The following is a 13503-nucleotide window of genomic DNA, read 5'->3' as shown; positions in this document are numbered from 1 at the left end:
TGTTTACGGTGTCGCCGTTCAAGGAACGCGCCGGCGATTTCAACGTCTGGGCGATGATGGTGCCGACCGCGGAATCGGGCATATCGCGTCCTTCCGGCGGCATGCATCATGCGTCTTCGTTGGGGACGAGTTACGACATCTTCGGCAGCGAGCGCTACGTGCTCACGCTAGACAATCGCGCGCTGCGCGAAGTCGCGCAATATGCGCCGAATGAATTCATCGAAATCCTGGTCAACAACGAAACCTACGGTGGCGGCGGCATCTTCGGCCAGTTCAGCACGGCGGCGGCGGGCAATGCCTGGGCCGATTATCTGTTCGTGCACGAGTTCGGCCACCACTTCGCCGGTCTCGCCGACGAGTACTACACCTCGCCGGTCGCCTATCAATCCAGTGCGGATCGTCCGGAACCCTGGGAGCCGAACGTCACTGCTCTGCACGATCCGGCGCAGCTCAAATGGCGCGACCACGTCAAGCCCGACACGCCTTTGCCGACCTCGTGGCCGAAAGCCGAATACGAGGAGTATTCGCGCGAGTACCAGAAGAAACGCGCCGCCCTGCGCGCCGCACAACGTCCGGAAGCGGAGATGGACGCGTTGTTCCGCGCCGATCTCGCGCACAGCAACAAACTTTTTTCCGCCAACCCGAACTACCACGTGATCGGCGCCTTCGAAGGCGCGAACTACGAGGCCAAGGGTTACTACCGCTCGCAAATGCAATGCCTGATGTTCGACCGCAGCGATACCTACTGCCAAGTCTGCCAGGACGCGATCAGCACGATCATCGATCTGTATTCGCGACCGTTGCCACGCTGATTTATTTCATCCGATAAATTTTTTACCGTCGCCCCGGCCTGCGCCGGGATGACAGAAATGATTTCGCGCTTTGACACGGAGCTCGTGCTCCGCACTCAGGTTTTCGCGATGGCTTCCCGCCAGCGTCTTCGTGCATCGGCAACGATCGTCCGCGCCAGCGCTGGCTCGAATCGTCGCTGCGTCGGATAGGCGCGGCGCAGTTCTTCGGTGCCCGACCACAGGCCGACACCCAGCCCCGCGAGCATCGCCGCACCCAGCGCCGTGCTTTCGAGCATGCGTGGACGCTGCAACGACAGACCGGAAAAATCCGACTGGATCTGCATCAGCTGATCGTTGGCGGCGGCGCCGCCATCAACGCGCAGATCGGTGAGTGGCGTGCCGAGGTCAGCGGCCATCGCGTCGAGGATGTCGCACTGACTGTGGGCGATGCCTTCGAGCGCGGCGCGGGCGATATGCGCCGGCGTCGTGCCGGGGTTGAGTCCGTGCAGCGCGCCGCGCGCGTCCGGCCGCCAATGCGGCGCGCCGAGACCGGCATGCGCGGGCACGAGAATCACGCCGTCGCTGTCGTCGACGCTGCGCGCCAGCGCTTCGAGTTGCGAAACATCGGCGATGATGCCGAGGCCGTCGCGCAGCCAGGCGACCAGTGCGCCGGCGAAAAACGCGCCGCCTTCGAGCGCGTAACGCGTCTGGCCATCAATATTCCAGGCCACTGTGGTCAGCAAGCCGTGCCGGCTCGCCACGCGCGCGCCGCCGGTATTGACCAGCACGAAACTGCCGGTGCCGTAAGTGATCTTCGCCTGCCCGGCATCGAAGCAGCCCTGGCCGAACAAGGCTGCCTGCTGATCGCCGGCGATGCCGGCCACAGGCAGGCCGTCGGGAAGTTCCGCCACGCCACGCACGCGCGCGCAAATTCCCGCGCTGGGCACGATGCGCGGCAGTTGCACATCGGCCACATCGAAACGCGCCAGCAATTCCGGCGACCAGGCGCCATCGGCAAGATCGAACAGCAGCGTGCGACTGGCATTGCTGGCATCGGTCAGCGCCTCGCCGCTCAATCGCCGCAGCAGATGCGTGTCGGCGGTGCCGAACGCAAGCCGCTGCTGCGGATGCTGTGCGCGCAACCAGGCGAGTTTCGTTGCGGAAAAATACGGGTCGATCGGCAGGCCGGTGCGTGCACGCGTGTCGGCTTCGAACGGCTTCAACGCAGCGCAGGCCGCACTCGTGCGCCGATCCTGCCAGACGATCGCGCGATCGATCGTCGCGCCAGTGTCGGCATTCCAGGCGAACGTGGTTTCGCGCTGGTTGGTCACACCAATCGCGGCAAGTCGCGCCGGATCGATGCCGGCAAGCGCTTCACGCAACGCCATGCGCACTGCTGCCCAGATCTCATCGGCATCGTGCTCGACCCAACCCGGTTGCGGATGGTGTTGCGGATGATTGACCGTCGCCTGGCCGACGACCTCCAGCGCGCGATCGACAACAAGTACCGTGTTGCCGGTCGTGCCCTGGTCGAGACCGATCACCAGATCCTGTTGCTGGCGCAGGGCAGTGGGACGCATCGCGGCGGTTTCGCTCATGCCCCGAGCCTAGCAAACCCGCGCGCCGGTCAAAACTTTCCGTTGCCGACCGTGTGCCAGGCTCTAAACTCCCGATCATGGACACGACCCTGCGCAGCAACGATGGATTGACCTTGCATCTGCGGCACTGGCCGGCGGCAGGCGTCGCGCGCGGCACCGTTGTGATCGTGCACGGACTCGGCGAACACGGCGGGCGCTACGCGCACGTCGCGGCGCATCTCAATCAACTCGGCTGGCAGGTGTTCGCCTGCGACCAGCGTGGCCATGGGCTGAGCGCCGGTGCGAAAGGACGAATCGCGACGGCCGCCAGCCTGCTGCGCGATCTCGCCGCGGTGATCGATCACGTGCGCGACATCGCGCCGGGTCCGTTGCTCGTGCTCGGTCACAGCATGGGAGGGTTGATCGCGGCGCGTTTTGTCGCCGAAGGTCTGGCGGCCACGCCGGCCGACTGGTACCGGCGCATCGATGGTCTCGTGTTGAGTTCGCCTGCGCTCGATCCGGGGATGAATGCCTGGCAGAAATTCCAGCTGGCATTGATGGCGCCGCTGGCGCCCAACCTCGCGGTCAACAATGGCCTGAAGCCGGCGTGGATTTCCCGCGACGCCGCTGTGGTGCAGAAGTATCGCGATGATCCGCTGGTGCACGATCGCATCACGCCGCGGCTGGTGCGTTTCATCGTCGACGGCGGCGAGTGGGTGCGCGGCCTGGCCGCGCAGTGGAAGTTGCCGACGCTGTTGCTTTACGCCGGCAGCGATCGCTGCGTCTCACCTGCGGGCAGCGCTGCGTTCGCGGATGCCGCGCCGAAATCGCTGCTGCGCACGCAAGCGTTCCCGGCCTTGTTCCACGAAATATTCAACGAGCCCGAACAGGCCGAGGTATTCGCCGCGCTCGCGGACTGGCTCGCCACGCGCGGGTGATGCGATGCGCGCTCAGTTCGCGGCCATCTGCTTGAGACGCTCGGCGTTGAACAGCGACAAGGCTTCATCGCGTTCCAGTGGCGAAACCCAGCGCGGCATTGCCGCAAGCCAGGCGGTAAGGCGCAACGAACCGTTCGCGGCCTTGCTGTCGATCGCCGCCTGGATCTGCGCGAGTTCGCGATCCGCTTCGCGCAGGCCGTCGCGATCATGCGCGGTCGCCGCTGTCGCGTAACGCTCGTCGATCAGGCCGAGCATCGACCGCGCACTCGCCAGCATCAGTCGTGCGGTCGCCGGATCTTTCGCTGTCAGCGATGCCTGCGCGGCCAGCGTCGCCGCGCGCGTATCGGACAACATGTTGCCCAGCCGGATTGATCGCTGCGCGTTGGAGGGGCAGGACGTTGGCGATAGCGCGCGCACGTAGCTCGCCAGACCATCCAGCGTTGCCGCGGTTGGCTCGGGGCCGTCGAATTCCTCGACGATCAGGCCGTGGATGAAAGTTTCCAGCGCGCGACTGCTCGGTTCACGGGAAATTTTCAGCGCGCTGGCCGCGCCACTGAGATCGGGAATCGCGACGGGATTGCTGCGGCCATCGCCGCGATGCGAACTCATCAGCGAAGAGGTGACGTCAGCAGTGCCCGGCGCGCCCGACAGCCCCGGAAAAGCGAAATCGGGATTGCCGCGGCCGTTGCGATGGCAGCTGTTGCAGGCCAGCCCGGCACGCGCCGCCTGCCCGCCAAGAAGCAGCGGCGTACGGAATGCCGCGCGTCCGATCGCGATGCGTTGCGCGAGCTTGGCGTCCGTCGCCGGCGCCAGGCATTCGCTAGGCTCTTGCGTCAGCGCCTGCTGCTGGCGATCGACCGGCAACCAGCGCGCCGCACGCAAAGGCGACGGCGTATTCGCGTCCGCGAACGCGAGGCCGGCGACAAAGACGCTCGCGATCAGGATGCGTGCGGCGCGACGCTGGCGATCCATCGACGCAATTCATCGGCCTGGGCGCAGCCGAAGCTGCAGGTGTGTTCGAGTTTCGCGAGCATGCGCCGCGCGCCGGCGAGATCGCCGCGTTCGACCATCAGCTCACCGTAGTACTCGGTGGCGCCGAGGTGATCGGGCGCGACTGCCAACGCCTGCCGGTAATAGCCCTCGGCGATGTCGTAACGGCCGAGCTTGCGATTGACGAAACCAAGGTAGGTGAGGATGTCCGGGTGCGGGCCGAACGCACGCGCGGAGGCATCAAGTGCGACGATCGCTTCCTCGTAGCGTTTCTCGTTGATCAGCGCGACGGCGGCGACATAGGCCTGCTCGCCGCGATCGGCGCGCGCAAAAAGGAATTCCGACGCAGCCGGCGCGACCTGCGAAGTCGGCGGCGCGGCGCCGAGCGCGGCTTCGATCGCCGGCACGGCGGCGGCAAGATCGCCGGCTTGCGCGCACTGCGAGGCACAGGCGGTGGCGCGTTTTCTCAGGTCTTCGAGTTCGGCTTTGGCTTTGTCGGTTTCGCCAAGCTTGGCCAACGTGATGCCGCGCTCCTGATGCGCGAGGATCAGGTTGTCGTCGAACTTGATCGCTTTCTCGTAGTAGCGCAGCGCGTCCTTGGGTTTGCCCAGGCCGGCGCGAGCCATGCCCTGCAGGAAGTTGCTGTTGGCATCGCGCGGGATCACCTGCAGCACGTGCCCGAAGGCGCGGTCGGCATCCTTGTATTTCTGCGCCTGCAGCGCATCGACGCCCTTCTTGAATTCGACGTTGACATCGAAACTGGGCGCGCTCACGCCCGGATTCTGTCCACCCATACTGGTGCCGCTGCCAGTGCCGCTGGCGCGCAAGGCGCTGCTGCTCAACAAGGCCGCACTACCCAGAACGACCGCAGCCAACTTCGCGGAACGCGTCATGACAGCTCTCCCATCGGTGCCGACGGGCGAACACTACTCCGAAATAATCCGTCTTGCAGCCCGCCCGTATAGGAGCGAAAAAAGGAAAATTGCCGGGCCGCGGCAACGCCTGGGTATGATCCCGGAGGTCGAAGCCGCGTTCCGCGGCCAGGGAGAATCGGTGTGGGGAATCAGGCATTCGCAGGGAAAACCGTGCTGATCACCGGCGCGGCCAGCGGCATCGGACGCGGCGTGGCCATGGCCTTTGCGCAGGAGGGTGCGAATGTCGTGGTCGCCGACATCGCCGTCGCCGCCGGCGAGGAAACCGCGAAAGACATCCTCCGCGCCGGCGGTCAGGCGATCTTCGTGCGCACCGATGTCGCTGTTGCTGCCGACGTCAAGGCTGCGGTGGATGCAGCGGTGGCGACGTATGGCGCGCTCGACTGCGCGTTCAACAATGCTGGCATCGAGGAAGAACACCAGCGCCTTGCCGATTCCGACGAGGCGATGTTCGACCGCATGATGGCGATCAACGTCAAGGGCGTCTGGTTGTGCATGAAGCATGAGATCGCGCAGATGCTCAAGCAGGGTGGTGGCAGCATCGTCAACACCGCCTCCGTCGCCGGATTGATCGGCGCACCGAAGCACGCGATCTACGCCGCGAGCAAACATGCGGTGGTCGGCCTGACCAAGAGCGCGGCGGCGGAATACGGCAAGAAGGGCATTCGCGTGAATTCGGTCTGCCCCGGCGTGATCCGCACGCCGATGCTCGAGCGCGCCCTGGAACGCGAAGCCGGCTGGGAAGAGAGCCTGGTGCGCATGCATCCGATCGGCCGCCTCGGCGAAGTCGATGATGTCGCCAGCGCGGTGCTGTGGTTGTGCTCGGACGCTTCGAGCTTCGTCACGGGTCACCAACTCGCCGTGGATGGTGCGATGACGGTGGTTTGATTGCGTGACGGACGCGAACGCTGGCCTTGTTTCTGCGCAATGCCCGTTGCGCCGGACCCCTGAAAAATGGCTGCCAAAGTCTTTGACCGTGCCCGTCGCGGGGCGTAGCGTCAGCCGGCCGGAGACCTCCGGTGGAACCAGACCACGCAAGGGGAAGCACATGAAACGCACGCTGATGTTGATCGCGGCGCTGTTCGCATTCGCCGCCACCGTGTCCGCCCAGGATCGACCCTACAAGGAAGGCCCCGTCACCGTCGTCACCGCCGTCAAAGTGAAGCCGGGCCAGGACGAAAAATATCTCGCCTATCTCGACAGCACCTACAAGCCACTGATGGAAGAAGAAAAGAAAGCCGGCGTCATCCTCGACTACAAGGTCTATTCGACCACGGCGCGCACGCCCAATGATCCGGACCTGTATCTCACCGTCACCTATCCGAACATGGCCAGCCTCGATGGCCTCGACGAGCGCACCGAGCCGCTGATGAAGAAGGTCACCGGCAAGACCCGTGCCGAAGCCGCCAGCGCGTCCGTGGATCGCGGCGCCATGCGCGACATCATGGGCAGCGAGCTGATCCGCGAGTTGCAGCTGCGCTGATCGCGTGGGCAAGCGGGCTGGAGCGGAACCATCGACGATGGCGTTCGCTCCCGTCTGGCATCACCGTCGGCACGGGCATCGCAGCGTCGGCGCCGCATGTTTTCAGGGTTTCGGTCGCGAGGGACGCGGATGCAGGCGTGGTCAACACGGGCGCCATCGCATTTTCACGGGCGCACGGCAGGCGTAGGCTTGATTCTGGCATCCTCGACCCACCACCCGCGAAGCCCGCACGCCATGACCAGCGAAGACGAGATTCTCAGCCGACTGGAAACCCTCAATGCGATCGGCGTGGCGCTGTCGTCGGAACGCGACATCGGCAGTCTGCTCGAACGCATTCTCGAGGCCGCCCGCGATTTTGCCGATGCCGACGGCGGCACCTTGTACCGGGTCAAGGACGACACGCTGGTTTTTGAAGTGCTGCGCAACGACACTCTGGGCTATTTCATGGGCGGCAAGCACGGCGAGGCTATTCATTTCGCGCCGCTGCCGCTGTACGACGCCGATGGCAGCGGCAACGATTCCATGGTCGTCGCGCATGCCGCGTTGTCTGGCCTGACCATCAATATTTCCGATGCCTACGCCGCCGAGGGCTTCGACTTTTCCGGCACGCGCGCCTTCGACCAGAAGACCGGTTATCGCTCGCAGTCTTTCCTCACGGTGCCGATGAAGGATCACAGCGGCGCGGTCATCGGTGTCTTGCAACTGATCAACGCCAAGGACCACGACGGCAAGGTCTGCGCGTTCTCGCATGCCGACCAGCAACTGGTCGAGTCGCTGGCCTCGCAGGCAGCGATTGCGCTCAACAACCGGCAACTGGTCGAACAGCTGGAGACTTTGTTCGAATCGCTGATCAGCCTGGTCAATACCGCGATCGACGAAAAATCGCCGTACACCGGTGGCCATTGCGAACGTGTGCCGGTGCTCACCTCGTTGCTGGCCGATGCCGCCGCGCGCAACAGCGCCGGTCCGCTCGCTGGCTTCAGCATGACCGAGGCCGATCGCTACGAGCTGAAGATCGCCGGCCTGCTGCACGATTGCGGCAAGATCACCACGCCGGTGCACGTGGTCGACAAGGCGACCAAGCTGGAAACCCTGTTTGACCGCATCGCGTTGATCGATACCCGCTTTGAAGTATTGCTGCGCGATGTCGAGATCGCCCGCCTAAAGGGCGAGATCGATGCCGACGAGCAGGCGGCGCGCGTGCAGCATCTCCTGGCCGATCGCGAGACCGTGCGCAGCGCCAACACCGGCGGCGAATTCATGGATGAAGGAAAATTGCAGGCGATCGCGCGCATCGGCGCGCACGAATGGCGGCCGCATGGCGGCGAGACGCAGGCCTTCCTGTCGGCGAACGAACTGGAAAACCTCAGCATCCGCCGCGGCACCCTCACTGCCGCCGAGCGCGAGATCATCAACCACCACATCGTGATGACCATCCGCATGCTCGAGGCTTTGCCGTGGCCACCGCACCTGACCCAGGTGCCTGAATATGCCGGCGGTCATCACGAACGCATGGACGGCAAGGGCTATCCGAAAGGCCTCACCCGCGAGCAGATGAGCATCCCGGCACGGGTGATGGGCATCGCCGACATTTTCGAAGCGCTGACCGCGCGCGACCGCCCCTACAAACCCGGCAAGACGCTGTCGGAATCGCTGCGCATTCTCGGCCACATGAAACTCGAAGGCCACGTCGACCCCGACCTGTTCGACATCTTCCTGCGCGAACGCGTCTATCTCGACTACGCGAAACGTTTTCTAGAGCCCGCGCAGATCGACGTGATCGACTGGACGAAGATGCCGGGCGTGGATGCCGGATTGGCGGAGCACTTGCTCGCGGCGGATCGGAACGAGGGGTCGCACTGACGGGTTTCACGTGGGATCTTTCACGGCGACCTCGATCCGTCAGTCATGTCCGATAGTGGCCGCGTCGACTCACTTGCTGGGCTGGAACGCGTTTCTCTCGCGTCGTTCGCGCCGCTCCTGCGCCAGTAACGAAATCGCCTCGCGTTCCGATTCGGAAGCATCGCGCCAGCGCAGGATTTCCTGCAAATGCCGGCCGCAACCGAGACAGACATCGTCATCGTCCAGGCAACAGTTGCGCACGCAGGGCGAGGGCGGCGTCGATGCTGGCAGTGGCAGAAGGTCGCGATACGGGCGCATGCGGACTCCGGTATCCACCGCAGGACGCGGCGACACGCATTCCTTTTAGGACGAAACGACGACGACCGCAATCGGTTCGCAGTGTTGCGCCGTTCCGATGTTTTCAGGACGGGTCGGGCAGCTGGTAGTCGAAAGTGTAGAAGTGCTGGCCGTCGCGGATATCGATCGCAAGCACGCCGCTGATACCGGTCAATTCGCCGGTGCCGGAATCGGGTACGACAGCGATGCGCAGCTGCGCCGCACCGCGATCCATCGTGCCGCTGTGCTGCAGGCCGAAACTGCCGCTGCGCCCGTGCAGGGCGCCGCTGACGCGATCCATTGCGACATAACCGGCCGAGCCCTTGACCTCGGTGCCCATCGCCAGCATCTGGCCTTTGCCGATGGCATCGAGATCGCCGCGGAATTGTTTGTGCAGCGCGAGCCGGCCGATGCCGGCATCGCCGACGTTTTCTTCCGGTGGCATCGGCGTGATCTTGACGTCGAAAGTTCCGTGGGCGGTGTGGGTCATCTCGCTCTCCGTTTTCATCTCGATATTAAACACCAACGTAAATTCTCGACTGTCATCCCCGCGAAGGCGAGGATCCAGCGTCTTTTATGCGTCATCGCAGCAGAACGTAAAGACTCTGGATGACCGGCTATCGCCGTTGAGAAGCGCTTCCCGCCTGCGCGGGGATGACGAACATTTTTCGCAATTCAATTGGAACCCGAGGTCGCAGCCAGCAACCTCAGTTCTGCGCCCCGTCAACAACATGAATCTCGAACTCTTCCAGCACCACCACCTGCCCGACGCGGATCTTGCAGGTCTTGCGCAGCTCGACCTCGCCGTCGACGATGACCACGCCGCTGGCGACGATGGCCTTGCCCATGCCGCCGCTGTCGCAGAGGCCGGCGAGTTTCAACAGCTGGTTGAGCTCGACGTGGTCGCGGTCCAGCTCGAAGTCGATGCGTTGCATTTTGGTTCCGTGATGATGGTTGGGCGGCGATTGCCGCTGCGGTGGCCGCGCCGCGCCATCCTAACGGAAGACGCGGCGGCAGGGTCTCACATCTGCTCGAATCGGCTCACTTCATCGAGGATGCTCTGGGCTCTGCGCAGGCTGCTGCCGGTGAGGCTGTCTTCGGCGCGTTTGGCCAGTTGCGGACGCTTCGGCGAACGCAGCCACTGCCCGAACCAGTACGTCGCCAGCAATCCAAGCACGCCGACCACGACGTTGGCATAGATCACCGACGGCGCGTTCACGAACAGGTCGGCGCCGAATGCGCTTTCGAAGAACATCGTCAGGCACAGCGCCCAGAGGAACCACCAGGGCAGGCCGACCGCGAGGCCGCTATACACATACCAGTTGCGCAACTCGCCCATCTGCTTCTGGATCGTCAACACCGGAGCGGCGTAATCGATCTGTCCGATCAACAGCAGGCTGCGCGCGGCGAAGGCGATCGTCATGACGCCATAGGCATGCATGATCAGACCGGTGATCAGCAGGTGTGCCACGTCGCGATGCGCGATCCAGAACATCGCCGACGTCGCCGCCACGGCGACGCCGAACAGGAGCTGCAGGAATTGCCCCAGGAAAAGCGGACGTAGCGCCGAACGCGTCTTGTCGAAGCGGCCGTCCTTGAATACCTGCAGGTTGATCGCGTTGTGCTGCTCGAGCCGGCGATCGAGGGTCTGCCAGGCGAGTTTCATGTCGTCGAGTTCCATGTTCAATCCTTGTCGTGTTGCGAGTCGGTGGGCGCCATGTCCTGGCGGATACGTTGCTTGAGGCGGCTGATCTTGGTGGCGACATTGGTTTCGGAAATGCCGAGGATGTCGGCGATTTCGCGATAGCTGCGCTCCTCCAGATACAGCAGCAACAGGGCGCGGTTTAGCGGTTCGAGTTGCGCGATGAAGTGCTCAAGGGCGCGCACGCGTTCGTCGGTTTCCTCGATGCCACCGTTGGCTCCGGCGATCTGCGCGTGATCGTCGTCCAGTGATTCGGTCTGTGGATCGCGCTGGTGGCTGCGCAGGAACGATATCGCCACGTTCAGCGCGATGCGGTACATCCAGGTCGAGAACGTGCGCGCCGGATCGTAATCGGGAAACGCACGCCACAACTGCGCGGCGATTTCCTGCGCGAGATCGGCGCGATCCTCCGGAAGCCGGCTATAGGTGTTGGCGACCTTGAAGACGATCTTGCGGTGCTGCTCGAGCAGCGCGTGGAACTGCTGCCTGCTGTCGGTCGTGCCTGTTGTCGCCATGGCGGCTGTTTGCGCTCCCATCCGAAGGTCCCGTTGCTGTGTGCTTGTGGACATGATTCGCAGCAGGGCGGAAAAAATCACAGGGTCGCGGCTGGCCCGGGTCCCGACCGGATCGTACCCAATCACCGTGCTGCCGGGTGATCGCGCCGCAGCGACGCCTTGTCGCTGCAGCCCTTACACTGCCGCCATGCCGACACACCTGCGAACCCCATCTTTCTGCGCGCTGATGTTGCTGACCAGCATTGCTGCCGATGTCCAGGCGCGCACCGTCTACCGCTGCGTGCGCAACGGCACCGTGAGCCTGGCGACGGCGCCCGAGCCGGGCTCGCGCTGCGAAGCGAAACAGATCGACGACAACGCCGCCAAGCTGCCCAATCTCTGGGGCGCGCTGGGTGTGGTCAATGGCACGCTGTACGAGCGCGAACAGGATGGCAAGCTGGTCTACAGCACGCGCAACCTGCCAGGTTCGGTGAAGGTGTTGTCGTTCCGTGTCGAGACGCCGAAAGGCGCTGAGGCACACGCCGGTCTCGGCACGCTGGGGCCACCGCAACTCGATCGCTATCCGGTGGAATTTCGCGCGGCGGCGAAAGCCACGGGTGTCGAAGATGCCTTGCTGCGTTCGATCGCGCAGGTCGAAAGCGGTTTCGATCCGTTGGCCTTGTCGCCCAAGGGGGCGCAGGGCGTGATGCAGCTCACACCGGCGGTGGCGAAGCAATACGGCGTGAGCGAGCCCTTTGTCGCCGGCCCTTCGATCACCGGCGGTGCGCGTCATCTCAAGGATCTGCTGCGGCAGTACCACAACGACATCACCCTGGTCGCGGCGGCCTACAACGCCGGCGTCGGCGCGGTGGCGCATTACGATGGCGTGCCGCCGTATGCCGAAACCCAGGACTATGTGGCGCGGGTGCTCGCGCTGTATCCGGACTACAAAGCCGCCTTGGCACCGCCGGCGAAAGCGCACAAGGCGAGGGCGCGAAAGAAGCGCCGCAAACATTGATCGTTGCCATCGTTTTCACGAATTCGAAAGATGATCGCAGGCAGGATGCGTTATCGCCTCCGTTCCGCCCGCGGCACGACGCCATCTATTTCTCATCCAGGAGCTGACCATGACTGCCGACACCTTCGACCTCACGCCGCCGACGGCCACACAACGCGAGGCGCTTGAAGCCGACCTCAGCGCCGACGAACGCCGCGTGCTGCTCAATCACGGCACCGAAGCGGCGTTCTGCGGCGGCCTGCTCGACAACAAGCAGGCCGGCGTCTACTGCTGCCGGTTGTGCGGGCTGCCCTTGTTCGCCGCGGAAGCGAAATTCGAAAGCGGCACCGGGTGGCCAAGCTTCACCGGGCCGATTGCCGAGGGGCATCTGGAGAACATCGCCGACAACAGCTATGGCATGCGCCGCATCGAGATCCGCTGTGGCCGCTGCGGCAGTCATCAAGGCCATGTCTTTCCCGACGGTCCGGCGCCGAGCCGGCTGCGCTACTGCATCAATTCGGTGTCGCTGGAATTCGTCGCGAATGGCAGCGCCTTGCCGGACAGGTTGGGGCGCGGTGAGAAAAGTTGGCCGGTGGCGTGAGCGGCTTGGCTTGAATCGCGGCGCGACGGCCCAATTTTCCCCGGACCTTTGGAAAATTGCGTTGGACCGTCGACGCGAGTACGACACACGCCACCAGATGAGGAATGTCCCGATGTCCGTCCCCGTGAAAATAGATTTTGTTTCCGATGTCTCCTGTCCCTGGTGCATCGTCGGCCTGCAGGCGCTGGAACAGGCGCTGGCGCGGGTGGGCGACGCGGTGACGGTGGACCTGCATTTCCAGCCGTTCGAACTCAATCCGGCGATGCCGCCGGAGGGCCAGGACATCGACGAACACCTCGCGGAAAAGTACGGTGCCTCGCCCGAGCAACGCGCGCAGAGTCGCGAGGCCTTGCGTGCGCGCGGCGAAGCGCTGGGTTTCGAATTCCGCATGGACAAGCGCAGCCGCATCTACAACACCTTCGATGCCCATCGCCTGCTGCATTGGGCCGACGGTGAAGGCGAAGGCCGCCAGCTCGCGCTTAAGCACGCACTGTTCCGTGCGTATTTCACCGATGGTGAAAATCCCGGCGATCACACCGTGCTGCTGCGGCTGGCGCGCGCAGTCGGGCTCGATGGCGAGCGCGCGCAGCAGATCCTCGCCTCGGACGAATTCGCCGCCGAGGTGCGTGCGCAGCAACGCTACTACGCCGAGCACGGCATCCATGCGGTTCCGGCAGTGATCATCAACGATCGTCACCTGATTTCCGGCGGCCAACCGGTGGAAACCTTCGAGCGCGCGCTGCGCGAGATCGCCGTGCAATCTGCCTGACCGATGGGATATGGACGCGTGGCTTACGGGTCACTAGTATCGGGCAAGCTT

16 protein-coding genes are annotated in these 13503 nt (G+C 64.2%); 8 read left to right on the top strand and 8 right to left on the bottom strand.

Annotated features, from left to right (window positions below; all coding sequences use genetic code 11):
* Positions 1-812 (top strand): M64 family metallopeptidase (locus VKM35_RS00340; RefSeq protein ID WP_324317170.1); only part of this gene is annotated, 812 nt, incomplete at its 5' end.
* A 95-nt stretch (positions 813-907) separates the two neighbouring features.
* Here the strand turns inward: VKM35_RS00340 and VKM35_RS00335 are convergent.
* The gene (locus tag VKM35_RS00335; RefSeq protein WP_324317168.1) at positions 908-2389 is read right to left on the bottom strand and encodes a glycerol kinase GlpK; all 1482 of its coding nucleotides are present in this window, start codon (positions 2387-2389) and stop codon (positions 908-910) included.
* A 77-nt stretch (positions 2390-2466) separates the two neighbouring features.
* Here VKM35_RS00335 and VKM35_RS00330 point away from each other — a divergent pair, with 77 nt between their 5' ends.
* Positions 2467-3306 carry a lysophospholipase gene (locus VKM35_RS00330; protein ID WP_324317165.1) on the top strand — a complete coding sequence of 280 codons (840 nt, stop codon included), beginning with the start codon at positions 2467-2469 and terminating at the stop codon, positions 3304-3306.
* Between the two features lie 12 nt (positions 3307-3318).
* Here the strand turns inward: VKM35_RS00330 and VKM35_RS00325 are convergent, their stop codons facing one another.
* Together VKM35_RS00325 and VKM35_RS00320 are read right to left on the bottom strand one after the other, a co-directional pair.
* A complete protein-coding gene (locus VKM35_RS00325) occupies positions 3319-4278 on the bottom strand; it encodes a hypothetical protein (RefSeq protein WP_324317163.1) in 960 nt (319 codons plus the stop codon).
* On the bottom strand, positions 4245-5189 hold the full coding sequence (locus VKM35_RS00320; protein ID WP_324317160.1) for a tetratricopeptide repeat protein: 945 nt from the start codon (positions 5187-5189) through the stop codon (positions 4245-4247). The genes VKM35_RS00325 and VKM35_RS00320 overlap by 34 nt, the downstream gene beginning before the upstream one ends.
* A 162-nt stretch (positions 5190-5351) precedes the next feature.
* Here VKM35_RS00320 and VKM35_RS00315 point away from each other — a divergent pair, with 162 nt between their 5' ends.
* From VKM35_RS00315 to VKM35_RS00305, 3 genes are all read left to right on the top strand, one after another.
* Positions 5352-6116 (top strand): SDR family oxidoreductase, encoded by a 765-nt coding sequence (locus VKM35_RS00315; RefSeq protein WP_324317158.1) that lies wholly within the window; start codon positions 5352-5354, stop codon positions 6114-6116.
* A gap of 160 nt (positions 6117-6276) precedes the next feature.
* The gene (locus VKM35_RS00310; protein ID WP_324317156.1) at positions 6277-6711 is read left to right on the top strand and encodes a hypothetical protein; all 435 of its coding nucleotides are present in this window, start codon (positions 6277-6279) and stop codon (positions 6709-6711) included.
* 234 nt (positions 6712-6945) lie between these two features.
* Entirely contained in the window at positions 6946-8574 is a 1629-nt protein-coding gene (locus VKM35_RS00305) for a GAF and HD-GYP domain-containing protein (RefSeq protein ID WP_324317154.1), read from the top strand.
* Between the two features lie 69 nt (positions 8575-8643).
* Here the strand turns inward: VKM35_RS00305 and VKM35_RS00300 are convergent, their stop codons facing one another.
* From VKM35_RS00300 to VKM35_RS00280, 5 genes are all read right to left on the bottom strand, one after another.
* On the bottom strand, positions 8644-8871 hold the full coding sequence (locus tag VKM35_RS00300) for a DUF1289 domain-containing protein (RefSeq protein ID WP_324317152.1): 228 nt from the start codon (positions 8869-8871) through the stop codon (positions 8644-8646).
* Between the two features lie 103 nt (positions 8872-8974).
* Positions 8975-9379: a DUF3224 domain-containing protein gene (locus tag VKM35_RS00295; RefSeq protein WP_324317150.1), complete on the bottom strand. Its 405-nt coding sequence runs from the start codon at positions 9377-9379 to the stop codon at positions 8975-8977.
* Positions 9380-9596: 217 nt separating this feature from the next.
* The gene (locus VKM35_RS00290) at positions 9597-9824 is read right to left on the bottom strand and encodes an RNA-binding S4 domain-containing protein (protein WP_324317148.1); all 228 of its coding nucleotides are present in this window, start codon (positions 9822-9824) and stop codon (positions 9597-9599) included.
* 86 nt (positions 9825-9910) lie between these two features.
* A complete protein-coding gene (locus VKM35_RS00285; protein ID WP_324317146.1) occupies positions 9911-10570 on the bottom strand; it encodes a hypothetical protein in 660 nt (219 codons plus the stop codon).
* A 2-nt stretch (positions 10571-10572) separates the two neighbouring features.
* On the bottom strand, positions 10573-11127 hold the full coding sequence (locus VKM35_RS00280) for a sigma-70 family RNA polymerase sigma factor (RefSeq protein ID WP_324317144.1): 555 nt from the start codon (positions 11125-11127) through the stop codon (positions 10573-10575).
* A 166-nt stretch (positions 11128-11293) separates the two neighbouring features.
* Between VKM35_RS00280 and VKM35_RS00275 the strand changes: the two genes are divergently transcribed.
* The 3 genes from VKM35_RS00275 to VKM35_RS00265 all read left to right on the top strand — a co-directional run bounded on the left by VKM35_RS00275 (position 11294) and on the right by VKM35_RS00265 (position 13452).
* On the top strand, positions 11294-12103 hold the full coding sequence (locus VKM35_RS00275; protein WP_324317142.1) for a lytic transglycosylase domain-containing protein: 810 nt from the start codon (positions 11294-11296) through the stop codon (positions 12101-12103).
* Between the two features lie 109 nt (positions 12104-12212).
* Positions 12213-12683 carry a peptide-methionine (R)-S-oxide reductase MsrB gene (msrB, locus tag VKM35_RS00270; protein WP_324317140.1) on the top strand — a complete coding sequence of 157 codons (471 nt, stop codon included), beginning with the start codon at positions 12213-12215 and terminating at the stop codon, positions 12681-12683.
* 112 nt (positions 12684-12795) lie between these two features.
* Positions 12796-13452, top strand: coding sequence for a DsbA family oxidoreductase (locus tag VKM35_RS00265; protein ID WP_324317139.1), 657 nt, complete (start codon positions 12796-12798; stop codon positions 13450-13452).
* The last annotated feature ends 51 nt before the right edge of the window (positions 13453-13503 follow it).

It is taken from the genome of Arenimonas sp., assembly GCF_035312645.1.
In the GTDB taxonomy this organism is placed as follows: domain Bacteria; phylum Pseudomonadota; class Gammaproteobacteria; order Xanthomonadales; family Xanthomonadaceae; genus Arenimonas.
This window is presented reverse-complemented; position numbering and strand designations above follow the sequence as displayed.